We start from the raw sequence: 15,569 nt of genomic DNA on the forward strand, positions 1-15,569 counted from the left end.
GTTATCGTTGATTAATTCTGCGCCGGTGCGCCGTCGATCGACGAGCTCCCGGGGCCGCGCGGGTCGGCAGCACCGCGCCAGCCCGCCGTGGTGCGTTCGACCGCATTGAGTTTCGATCCGAGGCTGGTCGCGGTGAAGCTGTAGCCGAAAGGTTTCATCTTCGCGGCGATTGCCTGACCCGCCTCGTTATTCTCGATCAGGACGCCGTCCTTTCCGAAGAACAGGTTGGGAAGCTCCATCGCCTGTTTGGCGTCGAGTCCCCAGTCGAGCACGCCGACCAGCACCTTCGTCACATGCATGATGATGCGCTTGCCGCCCGCCGAGCCGACCGCGAGCACGACCTTGCCATCGGGACCATAAACGATCGTCGGCGACATCGAAGACAAGGGGCGCTTGCCGGCTTCGACACGGTTCGCGGTCGGCACGCCGCCCTCGGTCGGTGCGAGGTCGAAATCGGTGAGCTCGTTGTTGAGGAAATAGCCGTTCGCCATCAGCTGGCTGCCAAAGATGCTCTCGACGGTCGAGGTCATCGAGACGAGGTTGCCGTCCTTGTCGACCGTGACGAAATGCGTCGTCCCCTGCTCCTGCACCGGCGGCGCGGCCGCGCGCGGCTTGGCGCCCGGCGGGGTGCCGGGTTCGTAATGGCCCGCGGCGCCATAGGGTGAAATGAGCTGGCGGCGCTCGGCGAGATAGGTTTTGTCGAGCAGGCCCTTCACCGGAACGTCGACGAAATCGCCATCGCCGAGATAGGCGGCGCGGTCGGCATAGGCGAGCTGCATCGCTTCGGAGAGCAGATGCCAGCTCATCGGATTGTCCTTGCCCATCGTCTTCATGTCCCAGCCCTCGATCATGCCGAGGATGCCGAAGACGGTGGTCGCGCCCGACGATGGCGGGCCCATGCCGCACACCTTGTAGACGCGGTAGGTGGTGCAGACCGCGGGGCGCTCCTTCGCCTTATAGGCGGCGATGTCCTTCATGGTGAGCTGGGTCGGATGGCGCGGCGCATTGGCGACCGCATCGCTGATCGCCTTGGCATTGGCGCCCGAATAAAAAGCCTCCGGACCGCGCGCCGCGATGTCGCGGAGCAGCTTGGCATAGGCGGGATTCTTGATGCGCGTGCCGACCGGCGCGGGCTTGCCGTCGACATAATAGATCGCCTTGGGAGCCGGAAATTCCTTCCACATCGGCTCGAACTGGACGAGCCAGTTGTTGAGCGCCGGGGTGACGATAAAGCCGTCTTCGGCGAGCTTGATCGCGGGCTGGAACAGCGCCTTCCATTCGAGCTTGCCCCATTTCTTGTGCGCCATTTCCATCAGCCGCACATTGCCGGGAACACCGACCGACAGCCCGCCGGGGATGACGTCCATATAGCCGCGCGGCTTGCCGTCGGCGCCGAGAAAACGATCGGGCTTGGCCGCCGCCGGCGCCATTTCGCGGCCGTCGATCGTCGAGATGCTGCCGTCCTTGGCATTGTGGTGGACCATGAAGCCGCCGCCGCCGATTCCACTCGATTGCGGTTCGACGAGCGTGAGCACCGCGACCATCGCGACCGCCGCGTCGGCAGCGGTGCCGCCCTGGTGCAGGATCTCGCGCCCCGCCTCGGTCGCGCGCGGATCGGCGGACGAGGTTACGCCCTGCGCGAGTGCCGGCGAGGAGACGGTGACGGAAAGAAGGGCGGCGAGCGGAAGGAATTTTTTCAACATGGCGCGACATTGGCGCGGAGGTGGAGGCAGCGCAACCCTTGTTCCCCCTCCCGCAGGCGGGAGGGGGAACAGCCTATTCCGTCCCCACCGCGTCCGACACGCGCGCGAACCCGTCGCGCGCAGCCAGCTTTTCGAGCCCATGCGCAATCCGCGCCGCAAGGCCGGGGCCCGCATAGACCATCGCCGAATAGATCTGGACCAGACTGGCGCCCGCGCGGATGCGCTCCCACGCCTGTTCGGGCGACGCGATCCCGCCCGCCGCGACGAGCCGCAGCTTGCCACCGCTCGCCCTGTGGAAATCCCTCACCCGTTGCAATGCCAGTCCGGCGAGCGGGGCACCCGAGAGGCCGCCCGCTTCCTCCGCATGGCGCGATGCCAGCGCCGGACGCACGATCGTCGTGTTCGAGACAATGACCGCCGCCAGCCCTTTGTCGAATGCGACCGCGACAATATCGTCGATGTCGGCGGGCTCCAGATCGGGCGCAACCTTCAGGAAGACGGGCTTCGATGCGCCCGCGGGCTGCGCCGCCGCGACACCGTCGAGCAGCGCTTCGAGCGCGCCCTTGTCCTGCAGGGCGCGCAGCCCCGGCGTGTTGGGCGAACTGATGTTGACCGTAAGATAGTCGGCAAGCGGCGCCATCGCGGCGGTGCCCTTGGCATAGTCGGCGATGCGGTCGGCGCTGTCCTTGTTCGCACCGATATTGATGCCGAGCGGCACCGGCAGGCCATAGCGGCGCAGGCAGGCTATGCGCTCCGCTGCCGCCGCTTGCCCGCCATTGTTGAAGCCCATCCGGTTGATCACCGCTTCATCCTCGACGAGGCGGAACAACCGCGGGCGCGGGTTGCCGTCCTGCGGCAGCGGGGTCAGCGTGCCGACCTCGACGAAACCGAAACCGAAATGCGGCATGACATGCGCGACGCGCGCGTCCTTGTCGAAACCGGGGGCAAGCCCGACCGGGTTCGGGAAATGCAAGCCCGCAAGCTCGGTCGCCAGCACCGGACTGGTCAGCGCATGGCGCGCACGCGGCAAAGGCTGGAGCGCGCTGAGCGTGAGGTTGTGCGCCGCCTCGCCATCGGTGGCGTGGACGATCGGGCGGACGAGCGCATAGGCGGTATCGGTCAGGGATGCGAAGAGCGACATGCCCCGCCATTGCGCCGAGCCGGGGCCTATGGCAAGCCCCGGCCGGTCATCAAAGTCATCGGAAAAACCGGGAGAAAATCGTGTCGCACCTTCGCATCCTCGCTCGCCTGTCTACGGGTCTTGCCTTGCTCGCTGTCGCGGGCTGCGCGCCGGCGGCGGTGCAGGAAGCCCCCGCTACGGCCGCGTCGGCTCCGGCACCCGACGCTGCGCCGGCCGGGGCGAACCTTGCGCAATTCTTCGACAATTATGACGCGGCGCAGCTCTCGCTCAGCCCGCAAGGCAAAGCATATCGCGGCATTCGCGACGGCGACTATGGCCGCTGGAACGATGTGAGCGACGAGGGCGCGGTCGCCAGTCACAAGCTGCAACAAGCGACCGCCGAAACGATGCGCGCCAGCTTCGATCCCAAGACGATGTCGGCCGACGAAGCGCTGTCGTTCGAGTTGTTCAACGCGCAGGCGGCGCGCGCCGAACGGCTGTTTCCGTTCCGCAACAATGGCTATGTCTTCGACCAGATGAACGGCGCGCAGAGCCAGCTCCCCGCCTTTCTGATCAACATCCACCGCGTGGCCGATGCCGCCGAGGCCGAAGCCTATATCTCGCGAATTCGCGGGCTTGGCCCCGTTCTGGATGCGCTGTCGGCCCAGTCGGCCGAGCGCGCGAAGAAGGGCATCCAGCCGCCGAAGTGGGTCTATGCCTATCTGATCTCCGACATCGGGAACCTGCAAAAGCCTGACAATGCGGTGATCGAGGATATCACGGCGAAGGTCGGCAAGCTTTCCATCGATCCGGCGGAGAAGGCACGGCTGGTCGGTGCAGCCAAGGCGGCGTGGAGCGAAAGCGCGGGTCCCGCCTATGGCCGCCTGCTCACCGAGATGAAGCGCCAGCAAGCGATCGCGCCGACGCAGGACGGCATCTGGCGCCTGCCCGACGGCAAAGCCTATTATGAAGCGCTGCTCGCCGGTTATACGACGACCGACATGACCGCGGCGCAGATCCACGACCTCGGCCTCGCCGAAGTCGCGCGCATCCATGGCGAAATGACGACGATCATGAAGAAGGTCGGCTTCAAGGGCACGCTGCAGCAATTCTTCGCGCATCTGCGCACCAGCCCGCAATATTATTACACGACCCGCGAGGCTTATCTCGCCGACGTCGATGCCAAGGTGAAGGCGATGGAAGCGCGCCTGCCCGCTTTCTTCAATACGCTGCCCAAGGCGGCGTTGCAGGTGAAGGCGGTCGAAGCGTTCCGCGAAAAATCGGCGGGCAAGGCCTTCTATTCCTCGCCCTCGCCCGACGGGTCGCGGCCGGGCACCTATTATGTGAACCTCTATGATTTGCGCGACATGTCGAAGACCGAACTCGAGGCGCTCGCCTATCACGAAGGCGTCCCCGGCCATCACCTCCAGCGCGCGGTGCAGACCGAGCTGACCGGCCTGCCGCCCTTCCGCCGCTTCGGCGGATTTACCGCCTATACCGAAGGCTGGGGCCTCTATACCGAGGAGCTCGCCAAGGACATGGGCTTCTACACCGATCCCTATAGCGATTTCGGGCGGCTGGGGATGGAGTTGTGGCGCGCGTGCCGGCTCGTCGTCGACACCGGAATCCACGACAAAAGGTGGAGCCGCGAGCAGGCGATCCAATATCTCAAGGCCAACACGCCCAACCCCGACGGCGACATCGAAAAGGCGATCGAGCGCTATATCGTCTATCCGGGACAGGCGACCGCCTATCTGATCGGCAAGCTGAAGATCATGGAATTGCGCGGCCGCGCGCAGACAGCGCTCGGCGACAAATTCGATTTCCGCACCTTCCACGACGTGGTGCTCGAATCGGGTCCGGTACCGCTCGACGTCCTTGAGCGGCGCGTCGACGCGTGGATCGCCACTCAAAAAGGTTAGGAAACTGACTATTTGCCGCTTGACGCGCGAGGATGAAACGCAAATGATTTGTTCCAGATAAATAAGGCAGCCGGGTCACGGTTGCCAATGGTCTGGGTCTGACATGTCGCAAACATCATCCTCGTCCGGGGGCGCGGACGGCAGCGCGCCGTTCGAACTCTATTATTTTCCGCCCGATCCCGATCTGGCGGACATGGTGTCGAGTTTCTATTTCGCGCGCATCAACATGCCGCACTTCGACGAATATGAGCGCGCCGACCGGCCGCAATTCCGCTTCGTCACCAACGCCAACGGCGAATATATCTTTGCCGACGGCCACCAGTCCACCGTCTGCCGCGCGAACATTGTCGGCCCGACGAGCGGGCGCGTCCGTGCGATCAATCGCGGCCCCGCGCTGTTGTTCGGGTTCGGCATGCTGCCGGCGGGCTGGGCGGCGCTGATGGGCGCCGACGCCGAGAAGTTGACCGACCGCGCGATGGACGCCGCCGACCTGTTCGGGCCGTGGATCGACGAAGTCGCGACCGCGCTGGAAAATGCCGCCGACGTCGAGGAACGGCTGATCATCGGCAATAATTTTGCCCGCGAAGTGCTGACGCGCGACGAAGCCGCGCCCTTGTGGTTCATCCGCACGGTCGATCAGTGGCTGACCGCATCCGCCTCGCCGCAGGTCCCCGAACTGGTCGAGGCGACCGGCATGTCGATCCGTTCGGTCGAGCGGATGACCAAACATTATTACGGACTGTCGCCGCGGATGCTCGCGCGCAAATATCGTGCGGTCCGCGCCGCATCGGCACTGGCGCGCGGCGAAGGGCTCGATGCCGCACAGCTTGGCGATGCCTTCTACGACCAGTCGCACCTGATCCGCGAGATCAAACGCTTCGCCGGCGCGACTCCGGGCCAGCTCGGCAAGCCGACCGACTATACCGAAGCGACGACCAAGGGCCGCAAACAGCTTGCCGGCAAGGTCGGCGCGATCGTTTCGGAAACCTGAGACCGTTATTGGGGTCGAGACCCCGATCTTCGAAAAATATGTGTCCCGTCGTTTTGGCGTTTTCATCCAATCACGAATCGTCGCGTCGGCATAATCACCCGTTGCGACCCAGAAGAGCTCATCCTCTGACGAGGACTTGAGACCTTCATCTTGGCACTCATTTGGCTATGGCCGGATGGGTGCCTTTTTTTTCGCGCGCGCGTGGCGCGGACGATCGAGGTAGACGGCTTCAACCTTTTCTATCATCTTGCGCCCTGGTCGCACCCTTTTGTCATGTGCCGACGCTGGAGAAGCGCAGATGAAAATCCGGATGAAGTTCGCAATGTCGCTTGGCCTTGGCCTGTTGCTGGCGACCATTCCGGTACAGGGTATCGCGGCCCTGCAGCAGGGTACGAAGGCACCCGACTTCACATTGAACGCCGCGCAAGGCGGCAAGCCCTTCAGCCTGTCGCTGAAGCAGACGCTGCGAAACGGGCCGGTCGTGCTCTATTTCTTCCCCGCCGCCTTTACGCCGGGCTGCACGATGGAAGCCCATCTTTTCGCCGAAGCGACCGGCAGCTTCAACCAATTGGGCGCGCGCGTCATCGGCGTAACTGCGGGCAATATCGATCGCGTCGCGGAGTTTTCGAAGTCGGAATGCCGCGACAAATTTGCCGTTGCCGCCGATCCGGGTGCCAAGGTCGCGGCGACATATGACACCGCCGTGCAAGGTCCCGACAAGAAGATGATCTCCAACCGGACGTCGTTCGTAATCGCGCCGAACGGGACGATTCTGCTGAGCTACACCGATCGCAATCCGCAGGCGCATATCGAAAAGACGATGGCGGCGGTGCGCGCCTGGAAAGCCAGGCGCAGCTAGTCCGGGTTCACCGGGCGACGGCTTTCACCGAGGCGCCGGCGATACGGAGGGCCCCAAGGGCCGCCACGCGTGCGGCTCACGTTCACACACCGGATTTGACATAAACGACACCGTCGGTTGCGCCGTACAAAAGCTTTCCCTATATAAGTGGAGTGATTTACTCCAGTTAAGAATCGTTCGCAACTGCGACGGAAAAGAACAATGCGCCTGTCCAACCTTGCCGACTATGCCGTGGTGCTGATGAGCGCCGCCGCCCGCCAGTGCGGATCGGTGCCGATTCACGCGGGCATGCTCGCCGAACAGACGGGCATCCCCGGCCCCACCGCGCAAAAGCTGGTGAGCGGCCTCGCGCGCGCCGGCCTGCTCGTCGCCTCGCGCGGCAGCGGCGGCGGGGTCCGGCTGGCGCGGCCTGCCGCGGCAATCAGCGTTGCCGATATTATCGAAGCGGTCGAAGGACCGATCGCCCTCACCTCCTGCGTTTCCGAAGGGCGGCACGATTGTTCGCTCGAAGGCAGCTGCAAGGTGCAGCCGCATTGGGGCGTGGTGAACGGCGCGGTGCGCGGTGCGCTCGCAGAGATTAGTTTGGCGAGCCTCACTGTCGCCCCCGCAAAAACAAACCCGTTCGTGTCGAGCGAAGTCGAGACACCCCTCGATAGTGCACGCACGATGGGCCTCTCGACTTCGCTCGAGGCGAACGGAATTCTGACATGACCGACAACACCGAACTCCCCGTCAAGGACCAGGCCGCGCACGATGCCGCGGCGAAGGTCGCCGATTATGAACATGGCTGGTCCTCGACCATCGAGACCGACTTCGCGCCCAAGGGGCTGACCGAGGATACGGTCCGCTTCATTTCGGCGAAGAAGAACGAGCCCGAATGGATGCTCGACTGGCGGCTGAAGGCGTTCCGCCATTGGCAAACGATGGAGACGCCCGACTGGGCGAAGCTCAACGTGCCGCCGATCGACTACCAAGACGCGTACTATTATGCGGCGCCGAAGCCGAAGCCCAAGCTCGGCAGCCTCGACGAGGTCGATCCGGAGATCCTCGAGGTCTACAAGAAGCTCGGCATCCCGATCGAGGAGCAGAAGGTGCTCGCGGGGGTCGAGGGCGCGCGCAAGGTCGCGGTCGACGCGGTGTTCGACAGCGTCAGCGTCGCGACGACCTTCCGCGAGGAATTGAAGCGCGCTGGGGTGATCTTCCTGTCGATCAGCGAGGCGATCCGCGAATATCCCGAGCTGGTGAAGAAGTGGCTCGGCAAGGTCGTGCCGATGCACGACAATTATTTCGCGACATTGAACTGCGCGGTCTTCAGCGACGGGACGTTCGTCTATGTGCCCGAGGGGGTGCGTTGCCCGATGGAGCTCAGCACCTATTTCCGCATCAATGCCGAGAATACGGGGCAGTTCGAGCGGACGTTGATCATCGCCGACAAGGGTGCGTACGTCTCTTACCTCGAGGGCTGCACCGCGCCGATGCGCGACGAGAACCAGCTTCATGCGGCGGTGGTCGAACTGGTGACGCTCGACGATGCCGAGATCAAATATTCGACGGTGCAGAACTGGTACCCCGGCAATGCCGAGGGCCTCGGCGGCATCTATAATTTCGTCACCAAGCGCGCGCTGTGCCAGGGCAAGCGCAGCAAAGTGTCGTGGACGCAGGTCGAAACCGGCTCGGCGATCACGTGGAAATATCCGAGCTGCGTGCTCAACGGCGACGACAGCGTCGGCGAATTCTACTCGGTCGCGGTGACCAACAATTATCAGCAGGCCGACACCGGCACCAAGATGATCCACAATGGCAAGCGCACGCGCTCGACCATCGTGTCGAAGGGGATCAGCGCGGGCAAATCGAACAACACCTATCGCGGCATTGTCCGCGTCGCGCCGAACGCCGAGGGCGTGCGCAACTTCACCCAGTGCGACAGCCTGCTTTTGGGCTCGCTCAGCGGCGCGCACACCGTGCCCTATATCGAGGTCCGCAACCCGACCGCGACCGTCGAGCATGAAGCGACGACGAGCAAGATCAGCGACGACCAGCTCTTCTACGCTATGCAGCGCGGGCTGGGGCAGGAAGAAGCGGTGGCGCTGATCGTCAACGGGTTCGCGAAAGAGGTGCTGCAGCAGCTGCCGATGGAGTTTGCGGTCGAGGCGCAGAAATTGCTGGGGATCAGTCTTGAGGGGTCCGTGGGGTGAGGCAGGCCGCTACCTTCTTAGTCTTGCTCTCGGTTTTCTCAAGCGGATGCGCAAGCTCAGGCAATCGCGATGAGTTGCGTTGGATCAATCTAAGGAATGGATCCGGGCCACATGCCGCATGGGCACAATGTGTCGACCTGCGTTCCAGGGCGTATGTTGACCGGGACAAGCCGGCTTCTCCTCCACCTTGGTTTAAAGGCTCTATTCCGGGCCAGCCGAAGGTCGTCTTCAGCTGGGTCCTGTCTGACTGCTCGGACAAGATGGTAGGTCCAGGTTGGGATGATCTTCCACCGAAAGAATTGGGACGATTGTTGGGCGATGCCTACAGGCAATTCAACACAGCGTCGTCCATCCAAGCACTAGAACCAGAGGACTTCGGCCCAAACGTTGAGGAAATATGATGCTTCAAATAGATAACCTCCACGCCACCGTCGCCGACAAGCCGATCCTGAAGGGCCTGTCGCTCAGCATCAATGCGGGCGAAATCCATGCGATCATGGGGCCCAATGGCGCGGGCAAGTCGACTTTGTCCTACGTGCTCGGCGGGCGTCCCGGTTATGAGGTTACCGAGGGTTCGGTGATGTTCTCGCCCAACGTGATCCCCGGCGAAAGCCGGGGTCCAGAGGGCGCGATCGAACTGGGCCCCGACTTTCGCCGGGGAACGGGAACCACCGAAACGCTCGACCTTCTCGCGCTCGATCCGCACGAGCGCGCCGCGGCGGGGCTGTTCCTCGGCTTCCAGTATCCGGTCGAAATCCCCGGCGTGTCGAACGTCCAGTTCCTGCGCGAGGCGCTCAACGCGCAGCGCAAGGCGCGTGGGCTGGAACCGCTGTCGGGCGGCGACTTCCTGAAGCTGGCGCGCGAGAAGGCGGGGCTGCTCAAGATGGACATGGACATGCTCAAGCGTCCCGTGAACGTCGGCTTTTCGGGCGGCGAGAAGAAGCGCAACGAGATGGTGCAGATGGGGATCATCGACCCCAAGCTCGCCATCCTCGACGAGACCGACTCAGGGCTAGACATCGATGCGCTGCGTACCGTCGGCGACGGGATCAACGCGATCATGCGGCGCCCCGACAAGGCGGTGTTGCTGATCACGCACTATCAGCGCCTGCTCGACTATGTGCAGCCCGATTTCGTGCATGTCCTTGCCGCCGGGCGGATCGTGAAGTCGGGCGGGCCCGAGTTGGCGCGCGAGCTGGAAGAACATGGTTATGCGGAGATTGCCGCGTGATGATTTTCACCCTCCCTGCTTTCCCACGTCATGCCGGACTTGATCCGGCATCCATGACCGCGTGGACCCCGGATCAAGTCCGGGGTGACGAAGTGAGGGAGATCGTGGTTTGATGAATGCCGCCCTCCCCACCCGGCGCGACGAAGCCTGGCGCTACTCCGACATCGACGCGGTGGCGGCGGCTTGGCCGCTGCCCGCGCCCGAAAGCATCATCGTACCCGCAGGCGGCGATTTCAAACGCGCGATCGTGCAGGACGCCGGCGATATCCGGCAGATCGAACTGGTGCTCGGCAAGGGCGCGGCCGCTTCGCTGCATATACTCAACATCGGCGGCGCTTATGGCCGCATCGAACTCGCAGTGACGCTGCACGAACGCGCCGATTTTCATCTCGGCGCGGCGCAGATCGGCGGCGGCGAGCAGAATCTCGAGATCATCACCACGGTCACCCACGCCGAACCCGGCGCGACGTCGCGGCAGGTCGTGCGCTCGGTGCTCGGCGGCACCGCGACAGGCACCTATCTCGGCAAGGTCGCGGTCGCGCGCGATGCGCAGCAGACCGACAGCGAGCAGGATGTGAAGGCGATGCTGCTGAACCGCAGCGCGACCGCCAACGCCAAGCCCGAACTCGAAATCTTCGCCGACGACGTCAAATGCGCGCACGGCTGCGCGATCGGCGAGCTCGATGCGATGGCGCTCTATTATCTCCAATCGCGCGGACTTCCGCCCGGCGAGGCAAAGAAGCTGATCCTGCAGGCATTCGTCGCCGGCGTGTTCGATGGCGCCGAGGATGAAGAACAGCTGCAGGCGCTGGCGCTCGCGAAGCTGGGAGAGCTGGTGTGAGCACCACGACCGCCCTCCGCATCTTTCCCGACGTCCGCGCCGACTTCCCCGGCCTGACGCCCGGCTGGCACTATCTCGACACCGCCGCGACCGCGCAGAAGCCGCAGGCGGTGATCGACGCGACGGTCAATGCGATGGGCCGCGATTACGCGACCGTCCACCGCGGCGTCTATGCGCGTTCGGCCGACATGACGCTCGCTTACGAGGCGGCGCGGCGGCGAATTGCGGCGTTTATCGGCGCGCGCGAGAATGACGTGACCTTCGTGCGCGGCGCGACCGAGGCGATCAATCTGGTCGCTTATTCGCACCCGAAGAAGGGCCGCGTGCTGCTGTCGGTACTCGAACATCACAGCAATATCGTGCCCTGGCAGCTCGCGGGCTGGCAGGTCGATGTGTGTCCGCTGACCGAAGACGGCCGCATCGACCTCGATGCCGCCGAGAAGCTGCTCACCCCCGACCATAATATGGTCGCCTTCGCGCATGTCTCGAACGTGCTCGGCAGCCCGCTCGACGTCGCGCGCGCCGCCGAACTCGCGCACCGCGTCGGCGCCGAATTGTTGATCGACGGCTGTCAGGCCGTCCCGCGCCTGCCCGTCAACGTCGCGGCATTGGGCTGCGACTATTACGCCTTCTCGGGCCACAAGCTTTACGGCCCCACCGGCATCGGCGTGCTGTGGAGCGACAAGCTCGACACGCTCCCGCCCTGGCAGGGTGGCGGGTCAATGATCGACCGCGTGACCTTTGCGAAGACGACCTATGCCCCCGCCCCCACGCGCTTCGAGGCGGGTACGCCCGCGATTATCGAGGCGATCGGGCTCGCGGCAGCAGTCGACTATGTCGAAGCCATCGGCATCGACGCGATCCATGCGCATGAGGTGTCGCTGGTCGGCACGCTGCGCGAAGCGCTCGCACGCAAGAACAGCATCACGCTCTTCGGCCCTGAAAACAGCGCCGGAATCGTAAGCTTTTCGATGGCGGGGGTTCATCCGCACGACATCGGCACTATCTTGGACGAAAGCGGGGTCGCGATCCGCGCCGGGCACCATTGCGCACAGCCGCTGATGGAGCATCTGGGGGTACCCGCGACCGCGCGCGCGAGCTTCGGTGTGTACAACAATGACGACGATGTGGCGGCGCTGATCGATGGCCTCGCCCGCGTCGAGAGGATTTTCGGATGAACGAGGACCGCATGAGTGAGACCGGGATTCGGGTCGAGGAAGTGGACAGCGTCGAAGCCCCGCCGAAGGCGCGCGTCGCCGATGCCGAGACCGCGCCAGAAACGATGGGCGAGAAACTCGAGCGCAAGCGCGACTATCTGGAAGGCTTCCTCGCGGCCAAGCCCGCGGCGGTCGACCCGCACAGCGTCGGCGGCGACCTGTACGAAGCGGTCGTCAACGCGCTCAAGGACATTTATGATCCGGAAATTCCGGTGAACATCTACGACCTCGGCCTCATCTACAATGTCGAGATCGACGAAGGCCATGCCGTGGTCACGATGACGCTGACGACGCCGCATTGCCCGGTCGCCGAATCGATGCCCGCCGAGGTCGAATTGCGCGTCGGCGCGGTGCCGGGCGTCGGCGACGCCGAAGTCAATCTTGTCTGGGATCCGCCGTGGAGCCCCGAGAATATGAGCGACGAAGCGCGGTTAGAGCTGGGAATGTTGTGATGACCGAAACGAAAACCCGCGCCCGTCCCGCTGCGGTGGTCCTGACCGCCAACGCCGAAGAGCGCATCACGAAGCTGATGGCGGCGGCGCCCGAAGGCGCAATCGGCGTCCGCCTGTCGACCCCGCGCCGCGGCTGTTCGGGCCTCGCCTATTCGGTCGACTATGTCACCGAAGAACAGAAGTTCGACGAAAAGATCGAAACCCCCGGCGGCGTCTTCTATATCGACGGCGCATCGGTGCTGTACCTGATCGGCAGCACGATGGACTGGGTCGAGGATGATTTCGCCGCGGGCTTCGTGTTCGAAAACCCGAACGCCAAGGGCGCGTGCGGCTGCGGCGAGAGCTTTACCGTCTGACGATGCCGGTCCGACCCGCCCGGTTGTCGGACATTCCGGTCTGGGCGGCGATGCGCGCGCGGCTGTGGCCCGACGCCGATGTTGCGGAGCTGGCCGAAGAATTGCCCGCTATGCTGAGCGACGATACGCTCTGGAATTTCATTCTGCTCGACGATGCGAATAGCGTGACCGGCTTTGCCGAGGTGCAGCTGCGCACAATGTTCGACGGCTGCCCGGTCGCTCCCTATCCGCATGTCGAAGGCATTTGGGTCGATGCGAGCCTTCGTCGCACGGGCGGCGCTGGCGCCCTGCTCGCAGCGATCGAGGAACGGGCACGTAACGGCGGCTATAACCGCATCGGATCCGACGTCGAGCTCGACAATATCGGCAGCCAGGCGTGGCACGAGGCATCCGGATTCACAGAAGAAGCACGGTCGATCCTCTATTCAAAACCCCTCTAGTGACAGACGGTCCAGCCCGCCGTCCGCGCCGCCATGTCGAGGTGGAAATGATCGGCGTGCGCGCGGTTATAGTCGGGTGACAGCACCGTACTGAACAGACCGCAGCTTTCATCGCGAACTTCGTGCAGGAACTCGCTGCGCTTGTCCCCCGGCGCCCAGTCGTTGATCAGCGAAATGCGGGTGCCGTCGGCCAGGACAAACGCCGAGATGTCGATCGCATTGGCGGTCGAATGCTGGCTTTGCGCCTGCTCCCCGGCGATCTTGCGGCAGTTATAGCTGCCAAGGTTTTCGAGCTCGACGACCTTTTGCCCGAAATGCTTTTGCGCCAGCGGCTGGACGACGTCGCGGTTCCACAACGCCATCGCCGCCGTCACCGCGCAGCCCGGGGCGGCATTGGCCGGCCGCATCGTCGGCACAAAACTGTCTCCCGTCAGAATCATGCGCTGGCTCGCACGGCACGAGCCACTTCCGACCACCGGCCGTCGCAGATAGCCCGCACCGGCGCGGTCGAAGGCGGCAAAGCAGGCGGTGTCGTCACCTGCCAGAGCGACCAGCTTGCGATGCGTCGCCCAGCCCTGCGGATGCCTCAGTTCAAAGCGCGCGGTCGGGATATGCTCGGGATGATCGCGCACCCACTGCATGCCAAGGATCGCGCCGATCGTCAGCAGCACCGCAACGGCGAACCAGATCAGATAGGGGCGGAGAGTCTTCACTCGTCCCGCACAGCATAATTTGCCGCTCGTTGAAAGCGCCGTGCCGCTCGATGGCCGTACTTGCGCCCGATTCAGACGGGTCCCGCCGCGAGCCGTTCGCTGGCGTGGGCATCATCGGCCGCTTCGGTGCCCAGCGCCCCGAGCTCCCCCCGCTCGCGCGCCTTGCGGCCATAGACCAGTTCGAACAGCGGCCCCGCCATCACCGTGGTGACGATCGCCATCAGCACCATGATCGCGAACAAGGTCGGACCGATGATGCCCTTTTGCAGGCCGATGTTGATGATGATCAATTCCATCAACCCGCGTGCGTTCATCAATGCGCCGATGCCCATCGCCGTACGATTGTCTTCGCCCGCGAGGCGTGCCGCGAGCCAGCAAGCGCCGAATTTCGCCGCGATCGAGACAAGCAATATTCCGGTTGCGATCGCGAGCAACGTCAGGCTGTTCACTGTCGTGAGCTGGGTATTGAGGCCCGAGTAAGTGAAGAACATCGGCAGCAGGAAGACGACCGTCATCGGTTCGATCTTGCGCTTGACCTCTTCGGTCAGCAGCCCGCGCGGCATGCAGGCGCCGAGAAGGAAGCCGCCGAACACCGCATGAATGCCGACCGCGTCCATGAAGAAGGCCGACATCGCATAAAGCATCAGCACGACCGCCAGCAGGCTGTGGGTCAGTTCGCCCTTTGCCTCGACCGCGCGGCCGAGCGGGATGAGCAGCTTGCGGCCGACGAAGAGCATGAACAATGCAAAGCCGACGCCGCCAATGATTGCGAGCAGTGCAACCCCCGCCCCGGCGCCAAAGGTTGCGAGCACGATCGCGAGCACGCACCACGACACGGCATCGTCGAACGCGCCTGCGGTCAGGGTCAGCGTGCCGAGCGACGTGTTCGCGAGCCCACGCTCGTTGATGATCCGCGCGAGCATCGGGAAGGCGGTGAGCGCAATGCACGCGCCCATGAACAAGGTCGCGCTCCCCTGCCCGAGCCCCTCGGTAAACAGGCCGGGGATGTCGAGCAGGAAGGGTGTGATCGCCGCGGCAAACAGGAAAGGCGCGACGATCCCCGCGGCCGACACGCCAACGGCGCTTTTTGCCTTGGACTGGAAATGGTCGAGCCGCAGCGTCGTGCCGACAAGGAACATGTAAAGGCCGACGCCGAACTGGGCGCCGACATACAGCATGTTGCGCGTTTCCTTGGGGAACAGCGCCGCCTGAAATTCGGGGAAGAAAAGGCCGAACAGCGAGGGGCCGAGGACGACGCCGGCGATCATCTCGCCGACCACCTGCGGCTGGCCCATGAAGCGGTGCGCCAACCAACCGACGACGCGGCAGACGAGCAGGATCACAGCGATCTGCAGGAAGAAATGGATGCTGTAATCGCTCGGCGCATAGCTTTGCGCCGCGTTCACCGCCGGCCCGTGCGCACCGATGACATCGCCGACGGCGCGCATCAGCTCATCGAACATATGTGATACCAATTTCGCTCTCCCCTGCGAACCGGCGCAGCCTCTTATCTTCGGGCCCCTATTCGC

The 15,569-nt window shown here is 64.1% G+C and carries 15 protein-coding genes; 11 read left to right on the forward strand and 4 right to left on the reverse strand.

What is annotated here, in order from left to right; translation table 11 throughout:
• Nucleotides 1-11: 11 nt before the first annotated feature.
• Nucleotides 12-1,703, reverse strand: a complete 1,692-nt coding sequence (gene ggt, locus AC07NV_RS10155; protein WP_495166228.1) for a gamma-glutamyltransferase — start codon at nucleotides 1,701-1,703, stop codon at nucleotides 12-14.
• Between the two features lie 73 nt (nucleotides 1,704-1,776).
• Nucleotides 1,777-2,844 (reverse strand): quinone-dependent dihydroorotate dehydrogenase, encoded by a 1,068-nt coding sequence (locus tag AC07NV_RS10160; RefSeq protein ID WP_495166229.1) that lies wholly within the window; start codon nucleotides 2,842-2,844, stop codon nucleotides 1,777-1,779.
• Between the two features lie 80 nt (nucleotides 2,845-2,924).
• On the opposite strand from AC07NV_RS10160, the gene AC07NV_RS10165 reads away from it, so the two are divergent.
• The 11 genes from AC07NV_RS10165 to AC07NV_RS10215 all read left to right on the forward strand — a co-directional run bounded on the left by AC07NV_RS10165 (nucleotide 2,925) and on the right by AC07NV_RS10215 (nucleotide 13,327).
• Nucleotides 2,925-4,745 (forward strand): DUF885 domain-containing protein, encoded by a 1,821-nt coding sequence (locus tag AC07NV_RS10165; protein WP_495166230.1) that lies wholly within the window; start codon nucleotides 2,925-2,927, stop codon nucleotides 4,743-4,745.
• Between the two features lie 103 nt (nucleotides 4,746-4,848).
• On the forward strand, nucleotides 4,849-5,736 hold the full coding sequence (locus AC07NV_RS10170; RefSeq protein WP_495166231.1) for an AraC family transcriptional regulator: 888 nt from the start codon (nucleotides 4,849-4,851) through the stop codon (nucleotides 5,734-5,736).
• A gap of 298 nt (nucleotides 5,737-6,034) precedes the next feature.
• A complete protein-coding gene (locus AC07NV_RS10175) occupies nucleotides 6,035-6,595 on the forward strand; it encodes a peroxiredoxin (RefSeq protein WP_495166232.1) in 561 nt (186 codons plus the stop codon).
• Nucleotides 6,596-6,796: 201 nt separating this feature from the next.
• On the forward strand, nucleotides 6,797-7,306 hold the full coding sequence (locus tag AC07NV_RS10180) for an SUF system Fe-S cluster assembly regulator (protein WP_495166233.1): 510 nt from the start codon (nucleotides 6,797-6,799) through the stop codon (nucleotides 7,304-7,306).
• Nucleotides 7,303-8,790 (forward strand): Fe-S cluster assembly protein SufB, encoded by a 1,488-nt coding sequence (sufB, locus tag AC07NV_RS10185; protein WP_248455806.1) that lies wholly within the window; start codon nucleotides 7,303-7,305, stop codon nucleotides 8,788-8,790. Before AC07NV_RS10180 ends, sufB begins: the two co-directional genes overlap by 4 nt.
• A 400-nt stretch (nucleotides 8,791-9,190) precedes the next feature.
• On the forward strand, nucleotides 9,191-10,021 hold the full coding sequence (gene sufC / locus AC07NV_RS10190; protein WP_495166699.1) for a Fe-S cluster assembly ATPase SufC: 831 nt from the start codon (nucleotides 9,191-9,193) through the stop codon (nucleotides 10,019-10,021).
• Nucleotides 10,022-10,133: 112 nt separating this feature from the next.
• Nucleotides 10,134-10,862 carry a SufD family Fe-S cluster assembly protein gene (locus AC07NV_RS10195; protein WP_495166234.1) on the forward strand — a complete coding sequence of 243 codons (729 nt, stop codon included), beginning with the start codon at nucleotides 10,134-10,136 and terminating at the stop codon, nucleotides 10,860-10,862.
• Nucleotides 10,859-12,040: an aminotransferase class V-fold PLP-dependent enzyme gene (locus AC07NV_RS10200; protein ID WP_495166235.1), complete on the forward strand. Its 1,182-nt coding sequence runs from the start codon at nucleotides 10,859-10,861 to the stop codon at nucleotides 12,038-12,040. Before AC07NV_RS10195 ends, AC07NV_RS10200 begins: the two co-directional genes overlap by 4 nt.
• The gene (locus AC07NV_RS10205; RefSeq protein WP_495166236.1) at nucleotides 12,037-12,531 is read left to right on the forward strand and encodes an SUF system Fe-S cluster assembly protein; all 495 of its coding nucleotides are present in this window, start codon (nucleotides 12,037-12,039) and stop codon (nucleotides 12,529-12,531) included. Before AC07NV_RS10200 ends, AC07NV_RS10205 begins: the two co-directional genes overlap by 4 nt.
• The gene (locus AC07NV_RS10210; RefSeq protein WP_495166237.1) at nucleotides 12,531-12,887 is read left to right on the forward strand and encodes a HesB/IscA family protein; all 357 of its coding nucleotides are present in this window, start codon (nucleotides 12,531-12,533) and stop codon (nucleotides 12,885-12,887) included. The genes AC07NV_RS10205 and AC07NV_RS10210 overlap by 1 nt, the downstream gene beginning before the upstream one ends.
• Nucleotides 12,888-12,889: 2 nt before the next feature.
• The gene (locus tag AC07NV_RS10215) at nucleotides 12,890-13,327 is read left to right on the forward strand and encodes a GNAT family N-acetyltransferase (RefSeq protein ID WP_495166238.1); all 438 of its coding nucleotides are present in this window, start codon (nucleotides 12,890-12,892) and stop codon (nucleotides 13,325-13,327) included.
• Here the strand turns inward: AC07NV_RS10215 and AC07NV_RS10220 are convergent.
• Together AC07NV_RS10220 and AC07NV_RS10225 are read right to left on the reverse strand one after the other, a co-directional pair.
• Complete coding sequence (locus tag AC07NV_RS10220; RefSeq protein ID WP_495166239.1) at nucleotides 13,324-14,040, reverse strand: extensin-like domain-containing protein; 717 nt, start codon at nucleotides 14,038-14,040, stop codon at nucleotides 13,324-13,326. The genes AC07NV_RS10215 and AC07NV_RS10220 overlap by 4 nt on opposite strands.
• A 71-nt stretch (nucleotides 14,041-14,111) precedes the next feature.
• A complete protein-coding gene (locus AC07NV_RS10225; protein ID WP_495166240.1) occupies nucleotides 14,112-15,503 on the reverse strand; it encodes a cation:proton antiporter in 1,392 nt (463 codons plus the stop codon).
• Between the last annotated feature and the right edge of the window lie 66 nt (nucleotides 15,504-15,569).

It is taken from the genome of Sphingopyxis sp. GW821-FHT10B01 (assembly GCF_059415685.1).

Excerpts from the sequence above, each read along its gene's own strand:
- sufC (WP_495166699.1), top strand. The coding sequence starts at position 9,191 with ATGCTTCAAATAGATAACCTCCACGCCACCGTCGCCGACAAGCCGATC.
- AC07NV_RS10210 (WP_495166237.1), top strand. The coding sequence starts at position 12,531 with ATGACCGAAACGAAAACCCGCGCCCGTCCCGCTGCGGTGGTCCTGACC.
- sufB (WP_248455806.1), top strand. The coding sequence starts at position 7,303 with ATGACCGACAACACCGAACTCCCCGTCAAGGACCAGGCCGCGCACGAT.
- AC07NV_RS10175 (WP_495166232.1), top strand. The coding sequence starts at position 6,035 with ATGAAAATCCGGATGAAGTTCGCAATGTCGCTTGGCCTTGGCCTGTTG.
- AC07NV_RS10195 (WP_495166234.1), top strand. The coding sequence starts at position 10,134 with ATGAATGCCGCCCTCCCCACCCGGCGCGACGAAGCCTGGCGCTACTCC.
- AC07NV_RS10180 (WP_495166233.1), top strand. The coding sequence starts at position 6,797 with ATGCGCCTGTCCAACCTTGCCGACTATGCCGTGGTGCTGATGAGCGCC.
- AC07NV_RS10205 (WP_495166236.1), top strand. The coding sequence starts at position 12,037 with ATGAACGAGGACCGCATGAGTGAGACCGGGATTCGGGTCGAGGAAGTG.
- AC07NV_RS10160 (WP_495166229.1), bottom strand. The coding sequence starts at position 2,844 with ATGTCGCTCTTCGCATCCCTGACCGATACCGCCTATGCGCTCGTCCGC.
- AC07NV_RS10215 (WP_495166238.1), top strand. The coding sequence starts at position 12,890 with ATGCCGGTCCGACCCGCCCGGTTGTCGGACATTCCGGTCTGGGCGGCG.
- AC07NV_RS10225 (WP_495166240.1), bottom strand. The coding sequence starts at position 15,503 with ATGTTCGATGAGCTGATGCGCGCCGTCGGCGATGTCATCGGTGCGCAC.
- ggt (WP_495166228.1), bottom strand. The coding sequence starts at position 1,703 with ATGTTGAAAAAATTCCTTCCGCTCGCCGCCCTTCTTTCCGTCACCGTC.
- AC07NV_RS10170 (WP_495166231.1), top strand. The coding sequence starts at position 4,849 with ATGTCGCAAACATCATCCTCGTCCGGGGGCGCGGACGGCAGCGCGCCG.